The 15,254-nt window shown below is 55.9% G+C and carries 15 protein-coding genes; 9 read left to right on the top strand and 6 right to left on the bottom strand.

Annotation, left to right across the window (positions count from 1 at the left end):
• Window positions 1-45: 45 nt before the first annotated feature.
• Genes IM265_RS21030 through rluF form a run of 3 tightly spaced genes read left to right on the top strand, consistent with a single transcriptional unit; the run spans window position 46 to window position 1,663 of the window.
• Window positions 46-396: a type II toxin-antitoxin system RelE/ParE family toxin gene (locus tag IM265_RS21030; RefSeq protein WP_032654612.1), complete on the top strand. Its 351-nt coding sequence runs from the start codon at window positions 46-48 to the stop codon at window positions 394-396.
• A 2-nt stretch (window positions 397-398) separates the two neighbouring features.
• Entirely contained in the window at window positions 399-737 is a 339-nt protein-coding gene (locus IM265_RS21025; RefSeq protein ID WP_126818793.1) for a helix-turn-helix domain-containing protein, read from the top strand.
• Window positions 738-790: 53 nt separating this feature from the next.
• Entirely contained in the window at window positions 791-1,663 is an 873-nt protein-coding gene (gene rluF / locus IM265_RS21020; RefSeq protein ID WP_047366837.1) for a 23S rRNA pseudouridine(2604) synthase RluF, read from the top strand.
• Here the strand turns inward: rluF and IM265_RS21015 are convergent, their stop codons facing one another.
• From IM265_RS21015 to lysC, 3 genes are all read right to left on the bottom strand, one after another.
• A complete protein-coding gene (locus IM265_RS21015; protein WP_003860346.1) occupies window positions 1,664-1,936 on the bottom strand; it encodes a DUF3811 domain-containing protein in 273 nt (90 codons plus the stop codon).
• 50 nt (window positions 1,937-1,986) lie between these two features.
• Window positions 1,987-2,931 carry a ketopantoate/pantoate/pantothenate transporter PanS gene (gene panS / locus IM265_RS21010; protein ID WP_193032165.1) on the bottom strand — a complete coding sequence of 315 codons (945 nt, stop codon included), beginning with the start codon at window positions 2,929-2,931 and terminating at the stop codon, window positions 1,987-1,989.
• A 93-nt stretch (window positions 2,932-3,024) separates the two neighbouring features.
• Window positions 3,025-4,374, bottom strand: coding sequence for a lysine-sensitive aspartokinase 3 (gene lysC / locus IM265_RS21005; protein ID WP_041911575.1), 1,350 nt, complete (start codon window positions 4,372-4,374; stop codon window positions 3,025-3,027).
• A 374-nt stretch (window positions 4,375-4,748) separates the two neighbouring features.
• Between lysC and pgi the strand changes: the two genes are divergently transcribed.
• The 6 genes from pgi to psiE all read left to right on the top strand — a co-directional run bounded on the left by pgi (window position 4,749) and on the right by psiE (window position 11,112).
• Window positions 4,749-6,398 carry a glucose-6-phosphate isomerase gene (pgi, locus tag IM265_RS21000; protein ID WP_193032167.1) on the top strand — a complete coding sequence of 550 codons (1,650 nt, stop codon included), beginning with the start codon at window positions 4,749-4,751 and terminating at the stop codon, window positions 6,396-6,398.
• 366 nt (window positions 6,399-6,764) lie between these two features.
• On the top strand, window positions 6,765-7,007 hold the full coding sequence (yjbE, locus tag IM265_RS20995) for an exopolysaccharide production protein YjbE (RefSeq protein ID WP_013095034.1): 243 nt from the start codon (window positions 6,765-6,767) through the stop codon (window positions 7,005-7,007).
• A gap of 63 nt (window positions 7,008-7,070) precedes the next feature.
• Window positions 7,071-7,709 carry a YjbF family lipoprotein gene (locus tag IM265_RS20990; RefSeq protein WP_136484548.1) on the top strand — a complete coding sequence of 213 codons (639 nt, stop codon included), beginning with the start codon at window positions 7,071-7,073 and terminating at the stop codon, window positions 7,707-7,709.
• Window positions 7,706-8,446 (top strand): capsule biosynthesis GfcC D2 domain-containing protein, encoded by a 741-nt coding sequence (locus IM265_RS20985; RefSeq protein WP_072201787.1) that lies wholly within the window; start codon window positions 7,706-7,708, stop codon window positions 8,444-8,446. Before IM265_RS20990 ends, IM265_RS20985 begins: the two co-directional genes overlap by 4 nt.
• Window positions 8,443-10,539 (top strand): YjbH domain-containing protein, encoded by a 2,097-nt coding sequence (locus IM265_RS20980; protein ID WP_028015126.1) that lies wholly within the window; start codon window positions 8,443-8,445, stop codon window positions 10,537-10,539. The genes IM265_RS20985 and IM265_RS20980 overlap by 4 nt, the downstream gene beginning before the upstream one ends.
• 162 nt (window positions 10,540-10,701) lie before the next feature.
• Window positions 10,702-11,112 (top strand): phosphate-starvation-inducible protein PsiE, encoded by a 411-nt coding sequence (gene psiE / locus IM265_RS20975; RefSeq protein ID WP_000202963.1) that lies wholly within the window; start codon window positions 10,702-10,704, stop codon window positions 11,110-11,112.
• A 96-nt stretch (window positions 11,113-11,208) separates the two neighbouring features.
• Here psiE and malG read toward each other — a convergent pair whose 3' ends face one another.
• The 3 genes from malG to malE form a co-directional block, all read right to left on the bottom strand.
• Window positions 11,209-12,099, bottom strand: coding sequence for a maltose ABC transporter permease MalG (gene malG, locus IM265_RS20970; RefSeq protein WP_006810496.1), 891 nt, complete (start codon window positions 12,097-12,099; stop codon window positions 11,209-11,211).
• A gap of 14 nt (window positions 12,100-12,113) precedes the next feature.
• Window positions 12,114-13,658 carry a maltose ABC transporter permease MalF gene (gene malF / locus IM265_RS20965; protein WP_047362613.1) on the bottom strand — a complete coding sequence of 515 codons (1,545 nt, stop codon included), beginning with the start codon at window positions 13,656-13,658 and terminating at the stop codon, window positions 12,114-12,116.
• A 120-nt stretch (window positions 13,659-13,778) separates the two neighbouring features.
• Entirely contained in the window at window positions 13,779-14,969 is a 1,191-nt protein-coding gene (gene malE / locus IM265_RS20960) for a maltose/maltodextrin ABC transporter substrate-binding protein MalE (RefSeq protein ID WP_192972048.1), read from the bottom strand.
• Window positions 14,970-15,254 lie beyond the last annotated feature (285 nt).

Below are 15,254 nucleotides of genomic sequence, written 5' to 3'. Positions count from 1 at the left end.
GACAATGTAATCTTTTATGTATAAAATTTTATACAGGGATGTGGTATGCTGTCAGAAAAACCAGCAATGAGACCCATTGCATGGATGGGGAGTGCCTTCGATGATTTGCTCGGCTTCCCGGAGGAAATCCGGCGGGATGCAGGGTATCAGCTACATCGATTACAGGCTGGATTAGAGGCGGCAGACTGGAAGCCGATCTCAGAGATTGGCAAAGGCGTTGCAGAGATACGGCTACGCGGTGACACGGGCGCATACCGAATCATCTATTTGGCTCGTTATGAGGATGCTGTTTACGTACTGCATTGCTTTAAGAAGAAAACGCAGCGGACATCAGGCCATGATAAATACATAGCAAAGGCACGTTTTCAGGCGGTGCTTGATGCTCGGAGAGGATGAAAATGGGAAGACGCGTTGATACAAAAATTCGGCATGTGACAGCTTCAGAAACGAACATTTTTGCTGAGCTGGGTTTTGAAAAAAGTGAAGCTAAACAGTTGCACGAAAGTGCCGAAAAAGAGGTTGAGCAGTTGCTTGCCATCAAGCGGCAACTGATGCAGGAAATTTCCTCGTGGATTGCGGAGAATAAACTGCGTCAGACTGACGCTGCCGTCAGGCTAAACGTCTCTCGTCCCCGCGTGTCTGATGTCGTGAACCTCAAAACCAGTAAGTTCACCCTTGATACGCTGATCATGATGTTATGTAAACTTGGAAAACCCGTCTCAGTTACGGTCGGCTAATCTTTTTTTCCAGTCCATACCTAAGGTATATTTCGCCCTTCACAGGAGAAACTATGCTGCCAACTCAATCAACCCGATTAAACAAATACATTAGCGAGAGCGGGATCTGCTCACGTCGCGAGGCTGACCGTTACATTGAACAGGGTAACGTGTTTCTTAACGGCAAACGCGCCACGATTGGTGACCAGGTGGTCCCTGGCGACGTGGTTAAAGTGAATGGTCAGCTCATTGAACCGCGTGATGCTGAAGACCTGGTGTTTATCGCGTTGAACAAACCGGTTGGGATTGTCAGCACCACGGAAGACGGCGAGCGGGACAACATCGTTGATTTCGTGAACCACAGTAGCCGCATTTTTCCGATTGGCCGTCTGGATAAAGACTCTCAGGGGCTGATTTTCCTCACCAACCACGGCGATCTGGTGAACAAAATTCTGCGTGCCGGTAACGACCACGAGAAAGAGTATATCGTTACGGTGAACAAGCCGGTGACGGACGAGTTCATTCGCGGGATGGGCGCAGGCGTGCCGATTCTGGGCACCGTGACGAAGAAGTGCAAGGTCAAAAAAGAAGCGCCGTTTGCGTTCCGTATCACGCTGGTGCAGGGCCTGAACCGCCAGATCCGTCGCATGTGCGAGTATTTTGGTTATGAAGTGACGAAGCTGGAACGTACGCGCATCATGAACGTCAGCCTGTCCGGGATCCCGCTGGGCGAGTGGCGTGACTTAACGGACGACGAGCTGATCGAGCTGTTCAAGCTTATCGAAAACTCCTCGTCCGAAGCGAAGCCGAAAGCTAAAGCCAAACCGAAAACGCAGGCGATTAAGCGTCCGGTGGTGAAGGCACCGCAGGCGGAAGAGAAAGGGCGGGGCAAGCCGGGTAACGGAAAACGCTTTACCCAGCCGGGGCGCAAAAAGAAAGGGCGCTGATTAGCGCCTTCCACGGGTTGATGTATTGGCGGACCAGGAAAAGGTCGCCTCTGCATCCGGCTTATAAGCCTGCTCTTTTTTCAGCTTGCGGGCTTTTTTTGCCGCAGCCTCACGTTGCGCCATCAGCTTGTCGATGTACTCTTTTTTAACCTGATTGGTTTCGGCGTTCGTCAGCGTGCGGCCATGGGCGATGCGGGCGCGGTCGAGAAGCGTTTTCAGTTCACGCTGCTCGGCTTCCGTCATGTCTTTCTGGGTCAATCGTGGTGTAGCCATTGCTGAAGCCTCCTGATGGGGAGGCTCCAGTGTAAAGCAAGCCGGGTTAATTAACCCTGTTTCAGCGCATCTTTTTTCGGTTGCTCATCAATCGGCTTACCGGACCAGTAGCCCGCCAGCAGCGAGCCGGACAGGTTGTGCCAGACGGAGAACAGCGCGCCCGGCAGGGCCGCCAGCGGTGAGAAGTAAATTTTACCCAGCGCCGCTGCCAGGCCGGAGTTCTGCATGCCTACCTCGATTGCCAGCGTGCGGCAGGTGGACTCGTCAAAGCCAAACAGCTTCCCGCCCCAGTATCCGCCCAGCAGGCCGATGGTGTTGTGCAGCACCACCGCGACGATCACCACAAAGCCCACCGAGGAAATGTGCGACGCGGAACCAGCCACCACGGCGCTGATGATCGCCAGAATGCAGATCATCGAAAACGCGGGCAGGTACGGCTCAACCGCTTTCACCACGCGCGGGAAAAGATGGTGAATGACCAGCCCCAGCGCAATCGGGATCACCACAATCTGCAGAATGCTAAGCAGCATGCCCATCACGTCCACCTGAATATGCGCGTCCACGTACAGGCGGGTTAACAGCGGTGTGGCAATCACGCCCACCAGCGTGGATACCGAAGAGATGGTCACGGAGAGCGCCACGTCACCTTTCGCGAGATAGATCATCACGTTAGATGCCGTACCGCTGGCGACGCTGCCCACCAGTACCATCCCGGCGGAGAGATCGGGCGGCATCTTAAAGGCCATCGCCAGCAGCCAGGCCGCGAGCGGCATCACCAGGTAGTGCAGGAAGATCCCTGCAGCCACCGGCGCCGGGCGCGACAGCACGCGTTTAAAATCGTCGATTTTCAGGTGCACGCCCATGCCGAACATAATCAGCATCAGCAGCGTGGTGACCCACGGACCAATGCCCGTGAACGTGTTAGGGGTGTAATACGCGAGTACGGAGAGCAGCAGCGCCCATAGCGGGAACAGCCGGGTGATAGCGGATAACATAGTGAATTCCTTGCAGTATTGTCGTGTTGTTTAGTTATGAAAAAGCCGGGTCTGTGCCCGGCTTATAGGTATTGTTTATCGTGCTAACGAATTTTATTCAAACAAATTCTGATGAAGTTTCTGCACCACCTGCTCGGCCTGATCGGCAGGGACCAGGAAGCAAAGGTTATAGCTGGAGGCACCGTAGCAGATCATGCGGATGTTGAACGGGTCAAGCACGCCGAACACCTCTTTGCCCACGCCGCAGGCGCGAGACAGCTTGTTACCGATGATGGCCACCAGCGCCAGGTCTTCTTCGACCTCCACGCGGCACAGCTCAGACAGCTCAATCAGCAGCGACTGCGTCAGCAGGGTGTCGCCGGTGGAGGTGGAGCCGGTGGTGTCCAGCGTCAGCGCAATGCTCACCTCGGAGGTGGTAATCAAATCTACAGAGATGTTATGGCGCGCGAGGATGCCAAACACTTCCGCCAGGAAGCCGCGGGAGTGCAGCATATTGTGGCTGTGCAGCGTGACCAGCGTCTGGCGGCGGCGCAGGGCCAGCGCGCGGAACAGTGGCGGGTTCTCGGTTTTCTTGCAGACCAGCGTCCCGCCCGCTTTTGGATCTTTACTGGAGCCAACGAAGACCGGAATATCGCTGCGCACGGCGGGCAGCAGCGTTGCCGGATGCAGCACTTTTGCACCGAAGGTGGCCATTTCAGCCGCTTCTTCAAAGGCAATCACATCAATACGTTTTGCCGCGGAAACGACGCGCGGATCGGTGGTGTAAATACCCGGCACGTCAGTCCAGATATCCACGCGCGTTGCGTGCAGGGCTTCGCCCAGCAGCGCGGCGGTGTAATCGCTACCGCCACGGCCAAGCGTGGTCGTGCGTCCTTTCGCTTCGCTGCCGATAAAGCCCTGGGTGATCACCATGCCTTCTGCCAGGCGCGGCGCCAGTTGCTGGTTGGTGAGCTCGGCCAGCATCTCAACGTCCGGTTCGGCGCGCCCAAAACGATCGCTGGTGCGCATCACTTTACGCACGTCAAACCACTGCGCCTGAACGTTACGCTCGCGCATAATTTCAACGAACAGCAGGGTAGACATCAATTCACCGTGGCTGACCAGTTCATCGGTCAGGGCGGTCGAGGTTGCCAGGGAAGCCGCTTCTGCCAGGGTGGTGATATTTTCCAGCAGGCGCTCCACTTCTTCGCGGATCACGTTCGGGTTTTGCAGACGTTCAAGAATGTCGAACTGAATTTTGCGCAGTGCATCCAGCTTCACGAAACGTTCTGTCGCTTCCAGTCCTTCAGACAGAGAAACCAGCAGGTTCGTCACGCCGGCGGATGCAGAGAGCACCACCAGGCGGGTATTCGGATCGGCCAGCACCACATCGGCGCTGCGGTTCATGGCATCGTAATCGGCCACACTGGTGCCGCCAAACTTGGCGACCACAAAACTCGTCATAACAACCTCGTGTCAGGGAATGAATAAGCGACCTTGGCACAAGAATGAAACGAAAACAGGTGCAGGCGCAAAATACGGCCCTATAAATAAAATGCGGGGGAGGTCCTGTCAATGCTGGGATTATGCGGATTTTTTATGGGGGGGTACCCCTGAGAAACAGGACTTATAACAGGCCCATATTTTATGCTCCTTTTTACCCCCTTTTGACCGACATTTCGCCACGCCGGAAGGGCGCGACAGCAGCTATACTTTTCGGGTCTTTTCACCTGCGTTTGATGCAGACCAGGGCAATGGCATAAAAACCATCACAATTTTTATTTGCAGGCGCTACAATCGACCGCAGTCACAATTCTCAAATCAGAAGAGTATTGCTAATGAAAAACATCAACCCAACGCAGACCGCTGCCTGGCAGGCACTCCAGAAACATTATGATGAAATGAAAGACGTCACCATCGCGGATCTGTTCGCGAAAGATGCCGATCGTTTCAACAAGTTCTCCGCGACCTTCGATGACCTCATGCTGGTGGATTTCTCTAAGAACCGCATTACCGAAGAGACGCTGGCAAAACTGCAGGATCTGGCGAAAGAGACCGAGCTGGCCGACGCCATTAAATCCATGTTCTCCGGCGAGAAGATCAACCGCACCGAAGACCGTGCCGTGCTGCACGTGGCGCTGCGCAACCGTAGCAATACGCCAATCATCGTTGACGGCAAAGATGTGATGCCGGAAGTAAACGCGGTGCTGGAAAAGATGAAAACGTTCTCCGAAGCGATCATCTCCGGCAGCTGGAAAGGCTACACCGGCAAAGCGATCACCGACGTGGTTAACATCGGTATCGGCGGCTCTGACCTCGGCCCGTTCATGGTGACCGAAGCCCTGCGCCCGTACAAAAACCACCTCAACATGCATTTTGTCTCTAACGTCGATGGTACCCACATCGCCGAAGTGCTGAAGAACGTAAACCCGGAAACTACCCTGTTCCTGGTGGCGTCCAAAACCTTCACCACCCAGGAAACCATGACCAACGCCCACAGCGCGCGCGACTGGTTCCTGAAAACCGCGGGCGACGAAAAGCACGTGGCGAAACACTTTGCGGCGCTCTCCACCAACGGTAAAGCGGTAGGCGAGTTTGGCATCGATACGGCGAACATGTTCGAGTTCTGGGACTGGGTTGGCGGCCGCTACTCGCTGTGGTCTGCAATCGGTCTGTCCATCATCCTGTCCGTGGGCTTTGACAACTTCGTTGAGCTGCTCTCCGGCGCGCATGCGATGGACAAACACTTCTCCACCACCGCGCCTGAGAAAAACCTGCCGGTGCTGCTGGCGCTGATCGGTATCTGGTACAACAACTTCTTCGGCGCTGAAACCGAAGCGATCCTGCCGTACGACCAGTACATGCACCGTTTTGCGGCCTACTTCCAGCAGGGCAACATGGAATCCAACGGTAAGTACGTTGACCGTAACGGCAACGCGGTGGATTACCAGACTGGCCCGATCATCTGGGGCGAGCCGGGCACCAACGGCCAGCATGCGTTCTACCAGCTGATTCACCAGGGTACCAAAATGGTACCGTGCGATTTCATCGCCCCGGCGATCACGCACAACCCGCTGTCCGACCACCATCCGAAGCTGCTGTCTAACTTCTTCGCACAGACCGAAGCGCTGGCGTTCGGTAAATCCCGCGAAGTGGTTGAGCAGGAATACCGTGACCAGGGTAAAGATCCGGCCACGCTGGAGCACGTTGTGCCGTTCAAAGTGTTCGAAGGCAACCGTCCAACCAACTCCATCCTGCTGCGCGAAATCACCCCGTTCAGCCTGGGCGCGCTGATTGCGCTGTACGAGCACAAGATCTTCACCCAGGGCGCGATCCTGAACATCTTCACCTTTGACCAGTGGGGCGTTGAGCTGGGCAAACAGCTGGCAAACCGCATTCTGCCAGAGCTGGGTGACGATAAAGCCATCGACAGCCACGACAGCTCCACCAATGGTTTGATTAACCGTTATAAAGCATGGCGTGCGTAATTAATATGTCATGAAAAATGCCGGCGATATGCCGGCATTTTTTTATCGGATAATTCCTGATGTCTGTTAGTTAACTCAAATTCTGACTCTGAGTTTAATCTGAAAAAGGCGGTTAACCTGCTAATTGCTGCGGTTTATTTTAAGAAAATACGTAGAGCTAAGATAATAAGGATATATTATAATTTATTGATTTTTATAGATTATTTATTTCAAATATTTGTTTTTCGTTTCTGTTTTATCCATTAGTCCGAAAACCATCTCCCTATTTCCCCCCACGGTAAACCCTCTGCTGTAGTTGTGTATACTCGATTCCGCCTGAATTTCTTTTCGGGCAAATCTCCATTCATTCATTGAAGGGAAATTGTTATGAAGAAAGTACTGTATGGCATTTTTGCCATATCTGCACTTGCGGCGACGTCTGTCTATGCAGCTCCGGTCCAGGTCGGGGAAGCAGCAGGGTCGGCAGCGACGTCTGCGTCTGCGGGAAGTTCTACCGCAGCCAGCACCAGCACCGTAAGTTCAGCCGTGGGTGTCGCGCTGGCGGCAACCGGTGGCGGTGATGGCTCCAATACCGGAACCACGACCACTACGACAACCAGCACCCAGTAATACCGGGTGTTTTAATCATAACCACACTTCGGTGTGGTTATTTCGCCCCTTCGGAGAAGAGTCGTGAAGCGACCTGCAATCATTCTGATTTGCCTGCTGTTGCAGGCGTGCTCAGCCACCACCAAAGGGCTGGGACATTCACTGTGGGAAAGCCTGTTCGGCACGCCGGGCGTTCATCTGACCGATGACGAACTTCAGAACATGCCGTACGCCAGCCAGTACATGCAGCTAAACGATGGCCCGCAGCTGTTTGTGGTGCTCGCTTTCGATGAAAACGGGCAGCAGAAATGGGTGACGCAGGATCAGGCCACCATCGTCACGCAGCATGCCCGAATCGTGAAAACGCTGCTCGGCGGCGACAACTTGCTCGAGGTGAATAATCTCGCCGAAGACCCGCTCATCAAGCCAAATCAGATCGTCGACGGCGCAAGCTGGACGCGCACGATGGGCTGGACCGAGCACAAGCAGGTGCGCTACGCCACGGCACGCTCGACCTTCCGCTGGGACGGTACGGACAGCGTGAAAGTCGGCAGCGACGAAACGCAGGTTCGCGTGCTGGATGAAGAGGTCACCACCGACCAGGTCACCTGGCATAACCGCTTCTGGATCGACGAGGATGGGCAGATCCGTCAGTCCTTGCAGTATCTCGGTGCCGGTTTCTTCCCGGTGAAAACCACCCTGATCAAGGCGGCGAAATCATGAAAACGCTCATCCACGCTGCGCTTCTCGCCAGCCTTGCCGCGCCGCTGGCGTGGTCTGCAGGAACGGTAAAGGTCTACACGCCGGACAGTGAAAAACCCAAAACCTTAACCAACGCCGAGCATCTGCTCGATCTCGTCGGGCAGCCAAGGCTTGCCAACAGCTGGTGGCCGGGAGCGGTGATCGGCGAGCGTCAGGCGACGGTTAAGGCGGAGCAGGAACACCGTGCCCTGCTGGCCCGCCTGACGAGCCTGGCGGAGCAGGAAGACGGCGACGATGCCGCGGCCATTAACAGCGTTCGCCAGCAGCTTCAGGCGCTGAAAGTGACAGGCCGCCAGAAAGTCAATCTTGATCCAGATGAAGTGCGCGTCACTGAAAAGGGCAACCCCACGCTTGAAGGGGAGTACACCCTCTGGCTTCCGGTGAAGCCGACGACGGTGACCGTGATGGGGCTTATCAGCAGCCCCGGTAAAAAGCCCTTTACGCCCGGCCGCGACGTGGCGAGCTATCTCGACGAACAAAGCCTGCTGAGCGGCGCGGATAACAGCTACGCATGGATTATTTATCCAGACGGGCATACGCAAAAAGCGCCGGTGGCGTACTGGAATAAACGCCATATCGAACCCATGCCGGGCAGCATCATTTTTGTCGGTTTTGCCGACCATTTCTGGACGAAGGCATATGACGGGCTTAACGCCGATATCCTTCACTCCCTGACACAGCGGATACCGGAAGAATGAAAAGAACCTATCTCTACAGCATGCTGGCGCTCTGCGTAAGCGCCGCCTGCCATGCAGAAACGTATCCGGCACCTGTTGGCCCGTCTCAGTCAGACTTCGGCGGCGTCGGTTTACTGCAAACGCCTACCGCACGCATGGCGCGTGAAGGGGAAATTAGCCTTAACTACCGCGATAACGACCAGTATCGCTACTATTCCGCTTCCGTACAGCTTTTCCCGTGGCTTGAAACCACGCTGCGCTACACCGACGTGCGTACGAAACAGTACAGCAGCGTCGACGCCTTCTCCGGCGATCAGACCTACAAAGATAAAGCCTTCGACGTCAAACTGCGCCTGTGGGAAGAGAGCTACTGGATGCCGCAGGTCTCCGTGGGTGCAAAAGATATCGGCGGTACCGGCCTGTTCGACGCGGAATACATCGTGGCCAGCAAGGCCTGGGGACCGTTTGATTTTTCTCTCGGTCTTGGCTGGGGCTATCTCGGCACCAGCGGCAACGTTAAAAACCCGTTCTGTACCTACAGCGATAAATACTGCTACCGCGATAACAGCTACAAGAAAGCCGGTTCCATCAACGGCGACCAGATGTTCCACGGCCCGGCCTCGCTGTTCGGTGGTGTGGAATACCAGACGCCGTGGCAGCCGCTGCGCCTGAAGCTGGAGTACGAAGGGAACGACTACTCGCAGGACTTCGCCGGGAAGATTGAGCAGAAGAGCAAGTTTAACGTCGGCGCCATTTATCGCGTCACCGACTGGGCCGACGTTAACCTCAGCTACGAGCGTGGCAACACGGTGATGTTTGGCTTCACGCTGCGCACCAACTTCAACGACATGCGGCCGCACTACAACGATAACGCGCGGCCTGCCTACCGGCCGGAGCCGCAGGATGCGATTCTGCAGCACTCCGTGGTGGCAAACCAGTTGACGCTGTTGAAATACAACGCCGGTCTGGCCGATCCGAAAATTCAGGTGAAAGGCGATACGCTGTACGTCACCGGCGAGCAGGTGAAATACCGCGACTCGCGGGAAGGGATCGAACGCGCCAACCGGATCGTGATGAACGATCTCCCGGACGGGATCCGCACGATCCGCGTGACGGAGAACCGCTTGAATCTGCCGCAGGTTACCACCGAAACCGATGTCGCCAGCCTCAAGCGCCATCTTGAAGGCGAACCGCTCGGGCATGAAACCGAGCTGGTGCAAAAACGCGTAGAGCCGATCGTGCCGGAAACCACCGAGCAGGGCTGGTATATCGATAAATCGCGCTTTGATTTCCATATCGATCCGGTACTGAACCAGTCCGTCGGCGGGCCGGAAAACTTCTACATGTATCAGCTGGGTGCGATGGCGACGGCGGATCTGTGGGTCACCGACCACCTGCTGACCACCGGCAGCCTGTTCGGCAACATTGCGAACAACTACGACAAGTTTAACTACACGAACCCGCCGAACGACTCGAAGCTGCCGCGCGTGCGTACCCGCGTGCGTGAATACGTGCAGAACGATGTCTACGTGAATAACCTGCAGGCCAACTACTTCCAGTACTTCGGCAACGGCTTCTACGGCCAGGTTTACGGAGGCTACCTGGAGACTATGTTCGGCGGCGCGGGGGCGGAGGTGCTGTATCGTCCCGTCGACAGCAACTGGGCGTTCGGGATTGATGCCAACTACGTTAAGCAGCGTGACTGGCGTAGCGCGCAAGACATGATGAAGTTCACCGACTACAGCGTCAAAACCGGCCACCTGACCGCCTACTGGACGCCTTCGTTCGCGCAGGACGTGCTGGTGAAAGCCAGCGTCGGCCAGTATCTGGCGGGCGACAAGGGCGGCACGCTGGATATCTCCAAACACTTCGACAGCGGCGTCGTGGTGGGTGGCTACGCCACCATCACCAACGTTTCGCCGGACGAGTACGGGGAAGGGGACTTCACCAAAGGGGTCTACGTGTCGATTCCGCTGGATCTGTTCTCATCCGGTCCGACCCGCAGCCGAGCGGCCGTGGGCTGGACGCCGCTGACGCGTGATGGCGGCCAGCAGCTTGGGCGTAAGTTCCAGCTGTACGACATGACCAGCGATAAGAACATTAACTTCCGCTGATGCTTCACGCCGGGCGGCACTGCGCTTACCGGGCCTACGGTTTTTGTAGGCCCGGTAAGCGCAGCGCCAGCGGGCGAATGCGCCAAACATAAACAAAAAATATAGATCCCCGTCACATTTTTGCGTTATACAGGAATCTCGTCCTGGAGAATGAGGTGCTGTATGACATCCCTGACTCGCCCGCGCGTTGAGTTTATCTCAACGATACTCCAGACCGTGCTGAACCTCGGTCTGCTGAGCCTTGGCCTGATCCTGGTCGTCTTTCTCGGCAAAGAGACGGTGCATCTGGCGGATGTGCTGTTCGCCCCTGAGCAAACCAGCAAATATGCGCTGGTGGAAGGCCTGGTGGTCTACTTTCTCTACTTTGAATTTATTGCCCTGATTGTGAAGTACTTCCAGTCCGGCTTTCACTTCCCGCTGCGCTATTTTGTCTACATTGGCATCACCGCCATTGTGCGACTGATCATCGTCGATCATAAATCCCCGCTCGACGTGCTGATCTACTCGGCGGCGATCCTGCTGCTGGTGATCACCCTCTGGCTGTGTAATTCGAAGCGGCTGAAACGCGAATAAAAAAATGGCGGCCCGGAGGCCGCCTAACAACAGTCACAAGTTGGGTCAATACAATACGTCTAAAGTTGAGGGTTGCAGTGGCATAACAGATGAAACTTAACCTTTCACGCCGCCCGCCGTCAGGCCATTCACCAGCCAGCGCTGGGCCAGCAGGAACACCACGGTAATCGGGATGGCAGACAGTACGGCCGCCGCGGCAAAGTCGCCCCACAGGTAGTTTTGCGGGTTGAGGTATTGCTGCATACCTACGGCCAGGGTGTAGCTGTTCACATCGCGCAGTAACAGTGAGGCGACCGGTACTTCGGTGATCGCCGCGATAAACGACAGGATAAACACCACCGCCAGAATCGGCACTGACAGCGGCAGCAGCACCAGACGGAACGCCTGCCACGGGGTAGCGCCATCCAGCGACGCCGCCTCTTCCAGCGAGCCGTCGATGGTTTCGAAATAGCCTTTAATGGTCCACACATGCAGGGCAATACCGCCGAGATAGGCAAAGATCACGCCGCCGTGGGTATTCAGGCCAATAAACGGCACGTACTGGCCCAGACGGTCAAACAGGGCGTACAGCGCCACCAGCGACAGCACCGCCGGGAACATCTGGAAAATCAGCATGCCTTTCAGCAGCGTTGCTTTGCCCGGGAAACGCATGCGGGCGAAGGCATAAGCACAGGTGGTGGAGAGCGTCACGATGCCGATCGCGGTGATGGTTGCTACCTTCACCGAGTTCCACAGCCACAGCAGTACCGGGAACGGCGGCGGGGTGACGCGGCCATCGGCGTGCTCCACGCTGAAGCCCAGCGCGAGCTTCCAGTGCTCCCAGGAGATTTCATCCGGGATCAGGCTCCCGGTCGCAAAGTTACCCGAGCGCAGGGAGATGGCGATAACCATCAGCAGCGGGAACATGATGGCCGCGATGAAAATCAGCAGGCCTAAGTGCGTCGCGAGGAGGCGCAGCTTCTGAGATTTGGGTTGTACCATTGCCATGTTCAGTGCCCTCCTTAGTCAAATTTCATACGTGTGGCTTTCAGGTTCACAATCGCCAGAGCGCCAACCAGCAGGAAGATCAGGGTGGCAATCGCCGCCGCCAGACCAAAGTCCTGGCCGCCGCCGCCTTCAAAGGCGATACGATAGGTGTAGCTTACGAGCAGGTCGGTATAGCCTGCCGGCGTGGTGGTGCCGAGACGATCCGGGCCACCGTTGGTCAACAGCTGAATCAGCACGAAGTTGTTAAAGTTAAAGGCGAAGCTGGCAATCATCAGCGGCGTCAGCGGCTTAATGAGCAGCGGCAGCGTAATTTTAAAGAAGTTCTGGAACGGACCCGCGCCGTCCATCGCCGAGGCTTCATACAGATCGTCCGGAATCGCCTTCAGCAGCCCCATGCACAGGATCATCATGTACGGATAGCCCAGCCAGGTGTTGACGATGATAATCATCGAGCGGGCGGTGGTCGGGTCGCTGAACCAGGCCGGTTTGATACCGAACAGCGCGCTCAGCATCATGTTGATTTCACCGAAGCTCTGGTTAAACAGCCCTTTGAAAATCAGAATCGAGATAAACGACGGTACGGCATACGGCAGAATCAGCAGCACGCGGTAAATCGCTTTGCCTTTCAGGGACTCCCACTGCACGAGGCAGGCCAGCACCATGCCTACGGCAACGGTCAGGATCACCGTCAGCACCGAGAAGACCACCGTCCAGACGAAGATGGCGAAGAACGGCTTCTGGATGCCTTCGTCGGTAAACACGCGGGTAAAGTTGTCCCAGCCGATGGTGACGGTATAGCCAGGGCTGAGCTTGTCATCACCCCATTTGCCATCGGCATTTACAGACTGATAAAAACCAATGTCGTTATTCGGACGGTACTTCACGCCGCTCTGGTTGTTGGTCAGCGTGCCGTCGTCCGCCAGGGTATATAGCGGCTGCGTGCCGGAGAACTGGCGCAGCGAGCTCATGGTCACTTTGCTTTCATCGGGCAGCACGGCGGTGAGCTGGGTCAGCGCCTGGCGATTCTGGGTAATGATACGCAGGTTCGCACGTTCACCCTCCGGCAGGGCCGCGGCCTCTTTTAAGACCAGCTTCTGCTCGCCGCCAAATTTGAACGCGTCGGAAAGATAGTTTTTGCCGCTCTCACCGTCAGTGAGCGCTAACTTCCACTCGTCACCTGCAGGATACAGACCGAAGTTGAAGGTTTTACCCGCCTGATAAGAGCGATCCAGAAGCACCTGAGTGGCGCGCTCCTGCGCGAGCTGATTGGTGCTGCTGTAGTTGGTGAACGCAATGGCGATGGTGCAGATCAGCGGGAACAGGACAAACAGCCCCATCCCGGCCACGCCCGGGTAGACATAGCGCCAGGCATAGGCTTTACGGTTGGCGAAAATATACAGGCCAGCAGAGCTTAAGATCAGCGTCATGATGGCGAACAGATATTCCCCTTGTACGTACATTAAAACAACAAGGTAACCCACCAGCAGACACAGCAGACCGATCGCTGACCACTTCAGCGCGTCGCTTTGCCACCAGTGCTTCTTTTTAATGACATCCATGGGGTTCTTCCTCTACAACGGTGGAAACTTTTCGTCAGGTGGCGCTGCGCTTACCTGACCTACGGATCGTGCCGTAGTCGTAGGGCGGGTAAGCGCACGCGCCACCCGCCGTTTTTCTTCTTACTTAGTAATACGACCCTGAGCATCCTTCAGCGCGGCATCGACGGTCTGGCGACCGCTTGCAGCGTTGATAACGGCGGTACGGGTGGCGTACCAGAACGCGGCCATCTGTGGGATGTTCGGCATGATTTCGCCTTTCTGAGCGTTATCCATGGTTGCCGCGATGCGTGGATCTTTTGCCAGCTGATCCTGGAAGGATTTTAGCGCCACGGCGCCCAGTGGTTTGTCCTTGTTCACTTCACCCAGACCCTGATCGGTCAGCAGGTAGTTTTCCAGGAACTCTTTCGCCAGCTCTTTGTTCGGGCTGGCGGCGTTGATGCCCGCGCTCAGCACGCCAACGAACGGTTTAGACGGCTTGCCGTTGAAGGTTGGCAGCAGGGTCACGCCGTAGTTGATTTTGCTCTTGTCGATATTGGTCCAGGCCCACGGACCGTTGATGGTCATCGCGGTTTCGCCTTTGTTGAACGCCGCTTCCGCGATGGAGTAGTCGGTATCCGCGTTCATGTGTTTGTTCTTAATCAGGTCAACCAGGAAGGTCAGGCCTTTTTTCGCGCCCGCGTTGTCCACGCCCACGTCTTTCACGTCATATTTGCCGTTTTCAAACTTGAACGCGTAGCCGCCGTCGGCAGCAATCAGCGGCCAGGTGAAGTACGGCTCTTGCAGGTTGAACATCAGGGCGGATTTACCTTTCGCCTTCAGCTCTTTATCCAGTTTCGGGATCTCTTCCCAGGTTTTCGGTGGGTTTGACACCAGGTCTTTGTTGTAAATCAGAGACAGGGCTTCAACCGCAATTGGGTAGGCGATCAGCTTGCCGTTATAGCGAACGGCGTCCCAGGTGAACGGGAACAGTTTGTCCTGGAAAGCTTTGTCTGGCGTGACTTCAGCCAGCAGGCCAGACTGCGCGTAACCGCCGAAACGGTCGTGTGCCCAGAAGATGATGTCCGGGCCGTCGCCGGTTGCTGCAACCTGCGGGAATTTCTCTTCCAGTTTGTCCGGGTGCTCTACGGTGACTTTGATACCGGTGTCTTTCTCGAATTTTTTGCCCACTTCGGCCAGGCCGTTATAGCCCTTGTCGCCGTTAATCCAGATAACCAGCTTGCCTTCTTCAATTTTGGCGAGCGCTGGGGCGGAAACCATCATTGCTGCAAGGGCGGACAATGCGAAAACGCGTGCGCCAGTCTTGATATTCATATCTGCCATCCTTTTTGGTGATGTGCTCGTGGATACATAAGGTGGTTCAACGTGACTCAGTCTCCTTATTTGACATCCTCTTTCCATCCTCCCAACCCCTACGCCCCACCCCCCGTTTGTGTGATCTCCGTTGCATAAATTTAAGTTATGAGTGCTGGCGCACATAAAAACCCACCGAATTTTGCAGGCGGCTTCACGAATTTCGCCTCAGCCCCCCGGCTGCGGTCGCAGAGCCTGTTCTCTCATCCTCCCGCCTCCTCCCCCATAAAAAAGGCGGGGGGTGGA

Source organism: Enterobacter cloacae complex sp. P17RS (assembly GCF_014895885.1).
In the GTDB taxonomy this organism is placed as follows: Bacteria; Pseudomonadota; Gammaproteobacteria; order Enterobacterales; family Enterobacteriaceae; genus Enterobacter; species Enterobacter bugandensis.
This window is presented reverse-complemented; position numbering and strand designations above follow the sequence as displayed.